Origin of the sequence: Polaromonas sp. (assembly GCF_029945925.1) — a bacterium.
GTDB lineage: Bacteria > Pseudomonadota > Gammaproteobacteria > Burkholderiales > Burkholderiaceae_C > Polaromonas.
The window spans coordinates 25,646-34,606 of sequence record NZ_JAQSDN010000015.1 but is presented as its reverse complement, the minus strand read 5'-3'; the positions used below and the strand labels follow the sequence as shown (position 1 = coordinate 34,606).

At 64.7% G+C, this 8,961-nt stretch carries 8 protein-coding genes; 5 read left to right on the top strand and 3 right to left on the bottom strand.

Annotated features, from left to right (window positions below; genetic code table 11):
* On the bottom strand, positions 1-958 hold a 958-nt coding region (locus PSV40_RS04060), incomplete at its 3' end, for a 5'-3' exonuclease H3TH domain-containing protein (RefSeq protein WP_300534500.1).
* A 64-nt stretch (positions 959-1,022) separates the two neighbouring features.
* Between PSV40_RS04060 and PSV40_RS04055 the strand changes: the two genes are divergently transcribed.
* From PSV40_RS04055 to PSV40_RS04040, 4 genes are all read left to right on the top strand, one after another.
* Positions 1,023-1,388, top strand: coding sequence for a hypothetical protein (locus tag PSV40_RS04055; RefSeq protein ID WP_300534499.1), 366 nt, complete (start codon positions 1,023-1,025; stop codon positions 1,386-1,388).
* A 34-nt stretch (positions 1,389-1,422) separates the two neighbouring features.
* The gene (locus tag PSV40_RS04050) at positions 1,423-2,412 is read left to right on the top strand and encodes a homoserine kinase (protein WP_300534497.1); all 990 of its coding nucleotides are present in this window, start codon (positions 1,423-1,425) and stop codon (positions 2,410-2,412) included.
* Positions 2,413-2,583: 171 nt separating this feature from the next.
* Entirely contained in the window at positions 2,584-3,372 is a 789-nt protein-coding gene (locus PSV40_RS04045; RefSeq protein WP_300534495.1) for a BPSS1780 family membrane protein, read from the top strand.
* Complete coding sequence (locus PSV40_RS04040) at positions 3,369-4,088, top strand: iron dicitrate transport regulator FecR (protein WP_300534492.1); 720 nt, start codon at positions 3,369-3,371, stop codon at positions 4,086-4,088. Before PSV40_RS04045 ends, PSV40_RS04040 begins: the two co-directional genes overlap by 4 nt.
* Positions 4,089-4,133: 45 nt before the next feature.
* Here PSV40_RS04040 and PSV40_RS04035 read toward each other — a convergent pair whose 3' ends face one another.
* Positions 4,134-4,970: an IclR family transcriptional regulator gene (locus tag PSV40_RS04035; RefSeq protein ID WP_300534489.1), complete on the bottom strand. Its 837-nt coding sequence runs from the start codon at positions 4,968-4,970 to the stop codon at positions 4,134-4,136.
* Between the two features lie 188 nt (positions 4,971-5,158).
* Between PSV40_RS04035 and PSV40_RS04030 the strand changes: the two genes are divergently transcribed.
* Positions 5,159-6,307 (top strand): ABC transporter substrate-binding protein, encoded by a 1,149-nt coding sequence (locus PSV40_RS04030; protein WP_300534486.1) that lies wholly within the window; start codon positions 5,159-5,161, stop codon positions 6,305-6,307.
* Positions 6,308-6,512: 205 nt separating this feature from the next.
* On the opposite strand, the gene PSV40_RS04025 is transcribed toward PSV40_RS04030, so the two are convergent.
* Entirely contained in the window at positions 6,513-8,948 is a 2,436-nt protein-coding gene (locus PSV40_RS04025) for a UvrD-helicase domain-containing protein (protein WP_300534484.1), read from the bottom strand.
* Positions 8,949-8,961: the final 13 nt, after the last annotated feature.

The window sequence follows — 8,961 nt, the reverse complement described above, 5'->3', positions numbered from 1 at the left end:
CCCCCCCCCCCCCCCCCCCGCGGCCCTGGCGGTGGGTGTCGGGCCCGGCCGGCAGCTCGGCCGGGGCATTCTGGGCGTCTATGCTGCGGACCAGACCCTTGAAGCCGTATTTTTCATAAAAAACCTTCAAAGCCTCCGTCTGTTGGGCGCCGACAGCTATGGATTCCATAGCAGGCAGGCCCTCGATGTAATCCTGCAGTTCGCAGTCTTTCTTGATGGTCAGCAGCTCGCGCCCCTTGGGCAGCCAGTCGAGCGACTGGCGCAGGTTGTCGCCGACCACACCCTTGATCTCGCCGGCACGCGCCACCAGCGCGTCGAGCGAGCCGTATTCGAGCAGCCATTTCACGGCCGTCTTGGGGCCGACCTTGGGCACGCCCGGCACGTTGTCCACCGCATCGCCGACCAGGGTCTGGTAGTCCACCATCAGGCGCGGCGGCACGCCAAACTCGGACTCGACGCCGGCCAGGTCGCGCCGGCGGTCGTTCATGGTGTCGATCACCGTGATGTTTTCATCGACCAGCTGGCTCAGGTCCTTGTCGCCGCTGGAGATGATGACCTCGATGCCCTGCTGCGACGCCATGCAGGCCAGCGTGCCGATCACGTCGTCGGCTTCCACCCCGGGCACATCCAGCACCTTCCAGCCGAGCAGGCGCACCACCTCGTGGATGGGCTCGACCTGGCTGCGCAGGTCGTCGGGCATGGGCGAACGCTGGGCCTTGTACTCGGGATACAGCGCATCGCGAAAAGTCGGACCCTTGGCGTCGAACACGCAGGCGGCAAAGTCGGCGCGCACGTCCTTGCGCAGCTTCTGCATCATGTTGACCATGCCGCGAATGGCGCCGGTGGCGGGGCTTTGCGGGTTGCCGGGGTCGGCGCGCAGATCGGGCATCGCATGGAAAGCGCGGTAGAGATAGCTGGAGCCATCCACCAGCAGCAGTGTTTTTTTGTCGGTGCTCATGGCCCCGATTGTCACCGTTTTGCCGTCCCTATCCACGGGGGTGCCGGCCCCCTACAATGCAGGCATGCACCACCCTCTTCGCTCCCTTCTGTTCGCCGCCACGGCTGTTCTGGCCTGTGCCCCCGTGCTGGCCCAGACGGCGGCGCCTTCCCCGGCAGCGGCACCTGCGCAAGCACTGCCGCCCGGCACCAACCCCGTCAGCAGCCGGCCCGAGCCGGCCATCCAGCGCATCCGCACGGAAGACGCCGGTTCACGCATCGACGAAGTGCGCGTGGGTGGCGAGACCCAAAGCATCACCGTGCAGCCCAAAGCCAATGTGCCGGCCTACGAGGTGCTGCCCTCCGACGCCACCAAGGGCGGCGGCACCGCACCGTCCACCTCAGGCGCCGGCAGCACCGGCAAACGTGTCTGGAACGTGCTCAAGTTCTAGTTTTTTTCCTCCAGTTTCAGTTTCCGTTTCAGGCATGGCCGTTTACACCGAAGTCTCGTTCGACGAGGCCGCTCCCCTTTTGCATTCGCTCGGTCTGGGGCAGTTGAAGACCCTGGACCCCTGCTCGGGCGGCATCGAAAACACCAACTATTTCGCCGACACCGACCAGGGCCGCTACGTCCTGACGCTGTTCGAGCGCCTGGGCTTCGAGCAGTTGCCGTTTTACCTGTACCTGATGCAGCATCTGGCGCAGCGCGGCATTCCAGTGCCTGAACCGCACGCCGCGCTGACGGCCAGCGCCGGCAGCTGGCCCGGTGACCTCCTGCACAAGCTCAAGGGCAAACCTGCCGCCGTGGTGGACCGCCTGCGCGGCCGCAGCGAACTGGCGCCCACACCTGCCCACTGCGCGGCGGTGGGCGACATGCTGGCGCGCATGCACCTGGCGGGGCAGGACTTCGACCGCCAGCAGGCCAACCTGCGCGGCCTGGCCTGGTGGAATGAGACCGTGCCGGTGATCCTGCCCTACCTCAGCCCCGAACAAGGCAGCCTGATCCGCTCCGAACTGGCCTACCAGAACCATGTCGCCGCCTCCTCGGCCTGGCAGGCGCTGCCGCGCGGTCCGGTGCATGCCGACCTGTTTCGCGACAACGTGATGTTCGACGGCGAAGGCAGCCGCCTGCGCCTGACCGGCTTTTTTGATTTTTACTTCGCCGGCTGGGACGCCCTGCTGTTTGACATCGGCGTCAGTCTCAACGACTGGTGTGTGGACCTCGCCACCGGTGAACGTGACACAGCCCGCAGCGCGGCCTTCCTGGCGGCCTACCAGGCCGTGCGCCCCCTGAACGCCCCGGAACGCAGCCTGCTGCCGGCCATGGAGCGCGCCGGCGCCCTGCGTTTCTGGATCTCGCGGCTGTGGGACTTTTACCTGCCGCGCGAAGCCGCGCTGTTGCAGCCGCACGACCCCGGCCATTTTGAACGGGTGCTGCGCCAGCGCGTGGCTCATCCTTGCAGCCCGCCGGCCTGAACCTGTTGCGCCGCGACCAGGCCGGAGGCGGCCGGCCCGAAAAAGCAGCCGCAGGGCCTGCTTTTTTGCAGCAAACTGGACGGTCCGCGTTAAATTGTTCACCGAGTCAGCCTTTTTTAGCCTTTTTGATTGAGCCTGGACAGGCTTGAACCCCAACATGCAACTCACGCAATGAAACTTAACATCGTTCCCGCACGTACTGGCATCACATGGGTCAAACTCGGCATACAAACCTTCTTCAAGCAGCCGCTGGCGCTGGCCGGCCTGTTTTTCATGTACATGGCGGCGGCCACGCTGGCGTCGCTGATTCCCTTCGTTGGCGTGGTGCTGGCGCTGGCCATCGTGCCGGCGGCCACCCTGGGCCTGATGGCCGCGACGCTGGAGGCCACCAAGGGCCGTTTTCCGATGCCCGCCATTCTTGTCAGCGCCTTCCGCGCCGGCCAGCAACGCGCCCGCGCCATGATGGTGCTGGGTTTTCTGTATGCGGCCGCCTGCCTGCTGATCGTGTCCGTGGTGCCGCTTTTTTTCGATGTGCCGGTCAGCCGCGAAAGCGCGCTGGCGCCCGAAATGCAAGGGGCGATGCTGGTGATCATGGCGCTCTACCTGCCGATCTCGATTCTTTTCTGGCATGCGCCCGCGCTGGTGCACTGGCATGGCGTGTCGCCGGTCAAAAGCCTGTTTTTCAGTGCCGTCGTGTGTTTCAGGAACGCCGGCGCCTACGCGCTCTTCGGCCTCACCTGGATGGTGGTGCTGATGCTCATTGGCCTGGCGGTGAGCCTGCTGGCCGGCCTGCTGGCCAGCCCCGAGGCCGCGGCCGCGCTGGTCATGCCGGCCGCCCTGCTGATGGCCGCGATGTTTTCAAGCTCGCTGTATTTCACCTTCCGCGACAGTTTTGATGCCACCCCGCCCGACAGCCCGGTCAACAACGACAACAACCCCACCCCAGGAGACACGCCATGACACAGCACCTGTTGCAGGGCCGGCAAGAAAAGGAAATCTTGTGGTTCCAGAGGCGTGACGCGCTCAAGGCCGCCGCGGCCTGGGTGGCCATGGGGGGCCTGCCGGCCGCGATGGCGCAGCAGCGCAGCAACATCGTGCAACTGACCGGCGACGCCACCCTCAACGGCAGCCGCCTGAGCCCGGAGCACACGATTCAGACCGGCGACGAGATCCAGACCGGACCGGGCGCCAACCTCGTGTTTGCGATCGGCAACTCGGCCTTCCAGGTGCGCCAGAACTCGCGGCTGTCGGTGGAACGCGGCACGACGCTCCATGCGGTCAGCCTGCTGCGCCTGCTGACCGGGGCCGTGGCCAGTGTCTGGGGCAAGGGCGTGAACCGCGCCATCGTCATGCCGACCCTGACCGCCGGCATACGCGGCACCGGTGTGTATGCCGAGATTTTTGCCGCCCAGGGCAACCGCAACTATTTCTGCAATTGTTATGGCACGGTGGACCTGGACGCGGGCAACGACAAGCAGGTGTCCCAGGCGCAATACCACCAGTCGTTCTGGGCCGATGCCGAACCCCGCAACGGGCGCTACCTGTCGCCCGCCCAGGCGCTGAACCACACCGACGAAGAGCTGGAATTTCTGGCCCGCCTGGTGGATCAGCGCACAGCCTGGCAGATCGCCGGCCGAAAAGGCGTCAAGGACGGCCGCGGCCAGATAACCTACTGAGCCGGAGCCCCTGAGCCACCGGCCCGGCGCTGCTGCCAGCCAGCCTCACCAGGCATCGCCGGAAGCATTCTGCAGCCGGCGCACCAGCGCCACCAGTTGCGGCCGCACCTCGCTCATCAGGAATTGCGGCGAGAGCTTGAAACCGGGCCCGCCGCAATTGACCACCATCACCGAACGCCCGCTCCCCGGCCGGAAAGCCGCGGCGATGGCATTGACGTCTTTCTGCCACTCGCCGAACGAGGCGCAGCAGCCGTGCTCGCGGTAGTGCGCCAGGGCCAGTTCCAGCGCGTCCCGGGTCTGCGGCCAGTTTTTCTCGTCCTGGCCCCGGATGCGTTCCATCAGCGCACTGCGCTCGCTGTCGCTGCAGCCGGCCAGGTAGGCACGCCCCATCGCCGTGCTGGCCAGCGGAATGCGTGAACCGACGTCCAGGCTCAGCGTGAGGGCCGATTCGCTGCGGCAGTTCTCGACATAAATCATGCTCAGGCGGTCGCGTATGCCCAGCGAGACCATGGCCTGCGAACTGTCGGCCAGCTCCTGCATCATCGGCCGCGCCAGTTGGCGCATGTCCATGCGGGCCAGCATGGCGCTGCCCAGCGCCAGCACCGCGCTGCCGAGCCGGTAGCCCGGATTGCCGCTGCCGTCCTGGGCATGCTCGAGGTAGCCCTGTTTGGTCAGCGTGTAGGTCAATCGTGAAATCGTGGACTTGGGCAGGCCGCAGCGGCGCGCCAGTTCCTGGTTGCCCAGGGTGCGGTCACGCGAACGGAAGGCACTGAGCACGTCGAGTCCGCGCGCCAGCGCGGTCACAAAATGCCGGTCTTCCTTCACGTTCCCGGCAGCGGGTTTGGCCGAAGCGGCATATTCTGAAGTGAGTACTTTTTTCATATTGTTCTGCAATGCGGAATGTGGGAATTTTATCAGGCCATGTCACTTGAGAGACTAAATTACCAATGGAATGCGGGAATTCCATAACGTCGCCCGGACATTGGGGTCACACAATCCTTCAGCATTGCAATCTCTATGTTCCGCAGTGCAGAACCATGAAAACATAACAGCAACGAGGAGAACTTCACATGTCGAGCAAGAAAATTCATGTCCTGGCGCTGGCGCTGAGCCTGGCCGCCACCGTGCTTTCGGCCCGTGCCGCACCGGGCCGGGAGGACCTGGTGATCGGGCAGGTGGCGCCGCTGACCGGCACCATTGCCGGAACCGGCAACGAATACGTGGCCGGCGGAGCGGCCTATTTCGCCTGGGTCAACGACAACGGCGGCATCTACGGCCGCAAGATCCGCGTCGTGCTCAAGGACGACAGCTACAAGCCGGACCAGACCCTGGCCCTGACGCGGCAGCTGCTGGCCGAGGACAAGCCGCTGGCGCTGTTCGGTTTTGTCGGCACCGGCAACGTGCTCGCGCTGAACAAAAACAAGGTGCTCGAAGACGCCGGCATCGCGCTGCTGGCGCCCTACACCGGCGCGCAGGACCTGCGCGAGCCGATGAATCCGCACATCTTCCACATCCGCGCCAGCTATACCGACGAAACCGCGCGCATGGTGGAACACCTGCACACCATCGGCCTGCGCCGCTTTGCCGTGATGTACCAGGACGACCCGTTCGGCAAAAGCGGACTGGCCGGCGCGGAAACAGCGCTGCAGAAACTGGGCATGTCGGTGGTAGCCAAGGGCGGTTACGACCGCACCAAACCGGAGGAAGTCGATGCCGCCGTGGCCGCCATCGCCCCGGCCAACCCCGACGCCATCATCATGGTCTCGGTCAACCGGGCTTCGGCAGCCTTCATCAAGAAGATGCGCGCCCAGGGCAGCAAGGCCAGACTGTTCAGCATCTCGGTGGTGAACTTCAAGGAACTGCTGAAAAACGCCGGCGAGGACAACGCGCGCGGCATCGGCATCTCCCAGGTCATGCCCTACCCCTACTCCACGCTGGCACCAGTGGCGCGCGAATTCCAGACCCTGATGGCCAAATACCAGCCCGGCAAGGTGGTTTCCTACGCCAGCATGGAGTCCTTCATCGCAGCCAAGATCCTGGTCGAAGCCATCCGCCGCAGTGGCGCCGACCCGACCCGCGCCAAAATCATGAGCCAGCTCGAAAAAATGAACAGCTACGACGCCGGCGGTTTCAAGGTGAGCTTCTCGCCGGAAAACCGCGTCGGCTCGAAGTTTGTCGAAGTGACCGTGATCGGCCGCGACGGCAAGCTGCTGCGATAGGGTAGCTCTGAGAGCTCTCCCATACAAGCCGGGGCCGCGGGTCTGGCTTTGCCAGCCCGCAGGCGCAGCGGCCCCCTTTGGGGCTGGTGCCTGCGGCTCCGAACCTGCTTGAGCAGGTTTGGACAGGCATCAGAAGCGAAGCCTCTGGCGAGCGGCGGCCTGCAAGGTGCGGGAGTTACACGAAGTGAACGACCGTGGGGGCTATTCACTCCACCGGGGTCAGCTTGGCGACGCTCAGGGCCAGCCACTTCACGCCATGCCGCGTGAAGTTGATCTGCGCCCGGGCATCGTCGCCGCTGCCTTCGAGCATCATGACCTTGCCTTCACCGAACTTGTTGTGAAACACGTTCATGCCGTTTTTCAGCCCGTGCGCCGGCGCATCGCGCTGCACCGGCACCGCCGGGTTGGGAAACCGGTCCCCGCCCTGATTTTTTGAAGCAAAAGCGGCCTTGGCCCAATCACCACGGACGCCACCAGCTCCTGAATTCGTAGCACCCCAGGCGCCGCTGCCGCCGCCGTAGGCCGACGAAAAGCCCTGGTTTTTCGGCGTGATCCATTTGAGCGCCGCCTCCGGCAGCTCGTCGAAGAAACGGCTTTTCAGGTTGTAGCGGGTCTGGCCGTGCAGCATGCGGGTCTGCGAATGGCTCAGGTACAGGCGCTGGCGGGCGCGCGTGATGGCCACGTACATCAGACGGCGCTCTTCTTCAATGCCGCCGGCGTCGCTCAGGGAATTTTCATGCGGGAAGATGCCGTCTTCCAGGCCGGAGATGAACACGCAGTCGAACTCCAGGCCCTTGGAGGAATGCACGGTCATCAGCTGCACCGCATCCTGGCCGGCCTGCGCCTGGTTGTCGCCCGACTCCAGCGCGGCATGCGTCAGGAAGGCAGCCAGTGGCGACAGGGTCTCACCGGTTTCCTGGTCGGGCGCCAGCAGTTCCGGCAGCGGCTCGTCACCCAGCGGTGCCGAGGGATCGAGACCCTGGCTGGCCGGCGACTGCGACAAGGGCACACCGAGTTCATCAACCGGCAAGGCCACCGCATCGCGCCCGAAACCTTCCATGCTGACGAAGGACTCGGCGGCGTTGACCAGCTCGCCCAGATTCTCCAGCCGGTCCTGGCCTTCTTTCTCGAGCTTGTAATGCTCTTCGAGCCCGCTGTGCTGCAGCACCAGCTCAATGATTTCGCGCAGGCTCAGCCCCGGCGTCTGTTCACGCAACACGTCGAGTTTGGCGACAAAGGCCCCGAGGTTGGCACCGGCCTTGCCGGGCACGGCGCTGACCGCGTCATGCAGCGAGCAGCCGGAGCTGCGTGCGATGTCCTGCAACTGCTCGATGCTGCGGGCGCCAATGCCGCGCGGCGGGAAGTTGACCACACGCATGAAGCTGGTGTCGTCGTTCGGGTTCTCGATCAGACGCAAATAGGCCAGCGCGTGTTTGATCTCGGCGCGCTCGAAAAAGCGCAGGCCGCCGTAGACGCGGTAGGGAATGCCGTTGTTGAACAGCGCGGTTTCCATGACCCGGCTTTGCGCATTGCTGCGGTAGAGCAGCGCAATCTCCTTGCGTGCCATGCCGCCCCGCACCAGCTCACGCACCTCATCAACAAACCACTGCGCTTCGGCAAAGTCGGACGTGGCTTCAAAAACGCGCACCGGTTCGCCGGGGCCGGCCTCGGTGCGCAGGTTTTTTCCGAGGCGCTTGCTGTTGTGGCTGATCAGCTCGTTGGCCGAATCGAGGATGTTGCCGAAGCTGCGGTAATTGCGCTCCAGCTTGATCTGGTGCTGCACATGGAACTCGCGCACGAAGTCGGCCATGTTGCCGACGCGTGCGCCGCGAAAGGCGTAAATGCTCTGGTCGTCGTCACCGACCGCGATCACCGAGCCGCCCGGCATGGCACCGGGGGCGGCATCGTCGCCCTGGCCGGCCAGCATCTTGATCCAGGCGTACTGCAGCTTGTTGGTGTCCTGGAACTCGTCGATCAGGATGTGCCGGAAACGCCGCTGATAGTGCTCGCGCACCGGCGCGTTGTCGCGCAGCAACTCGTAGCTGCGCAGCATCAGCTCGCCGAAATCGACCACGCCTTCGCGCTGGCACTGCTCTTCATAGAGCGCGTAGATCTCGGCCTTCTTGCGCGTCTCCTCGTCGCGCACCACCACATCCTTGGCGCGCTGCCCGTCTTCCTTGCAGCCGGCGATGAACCACATCAGCTGCTTGGGCGGAAAACGTTCGTCGTCGATGTTGAACTGCTTGCACAGGCGCTTGATCGCCGAGAGCTGGTCCTGCGTGTCCAGGATCTGGAAAGTCGAGGGCAGATTCGCCAGCTTGTAGTGCGCGCGCAGGAAGCGGTTGCACAGGCCGTGGAAGGTGCCTATCCACATGCCGCGCACATTGACCGGCAGCATGGCCGACAGGCGCGTCAGCATCTCCTTGGCCGCCTTGTTGGTGAAGGTCACGGCCAGGATGCCGCCGGGCGACACCTGGCCGGTCTGCAGCAGCCAGGCGATGCGGGTGGTCAGCACACGCGTCTTGCCGGAACCGGCGCCGGCCAGGATCAGCGCGTGTGTGTTGGGCAGCGTCACGGCTGCGAGTTGCTCCGGATTAAGATTCTGCAAGAGTGGGGAGCTTGGGACGACTTCTGAAAACATCTCCCCATTGTAG

What these genes read in the sequence shown, in the direction of transcription:
- PSV40_RS04030 (WP_300534486.1), top strand. Translation starts at nt 5,159, where the DNA reads ATGTCGAGCAAGAAAATTCATGTCCTGGCGCTGGCGCTGAGCCTGGCC.
- PSV40_RS04055 (WP_300534499.1), top strand. Translation starts at nt 1,023, where the DNA reads ATGCACCACCCTCTTCGCTCCCTTCTGTTCGCCGCCACGGCTGTTCTG.
- PSV40_RS04045 (WP_300534495.1), top strand. Translation starts at nt 2,584, where the DNA reads ATGAAACTTAACATCGTTCCCGCACGTACTGGCATCACATGGGTCAAA.
- PSV40_RS04050 (WP_300534497.1), top strand. Translation starts at nt 1,423, where the DNA reads ATGGCCGTTTACACCGAAGTCTCGTTCGACGAGGCCGCTCCCCTTTTG.
- PSV40_RS04025 (WP_300534484.1), bottom strand. Translation starts at nt 8,948, where the DNA reads ATGTTTTCAGAAGTCGTCCCAAGCTCCCCACTCTTGCAGAATCTTAAT.
- PSV40_RS04035 (WP_300534489.1), bottom strand. Translation starts at nt 4,970, where the DNA reads ATGAAAAAAGTACTCACTTCAGAATATGCCGCTTCGGCCAAACCCGCT.
- PSV40_RS04040 (WP_300534492.1), top strand. Translation starts at nt 3,369, where the DNA reads ATGACACAGCACCTGTTGCAGGGCCGGCAAGAAAAGGAAATCTTGTGG.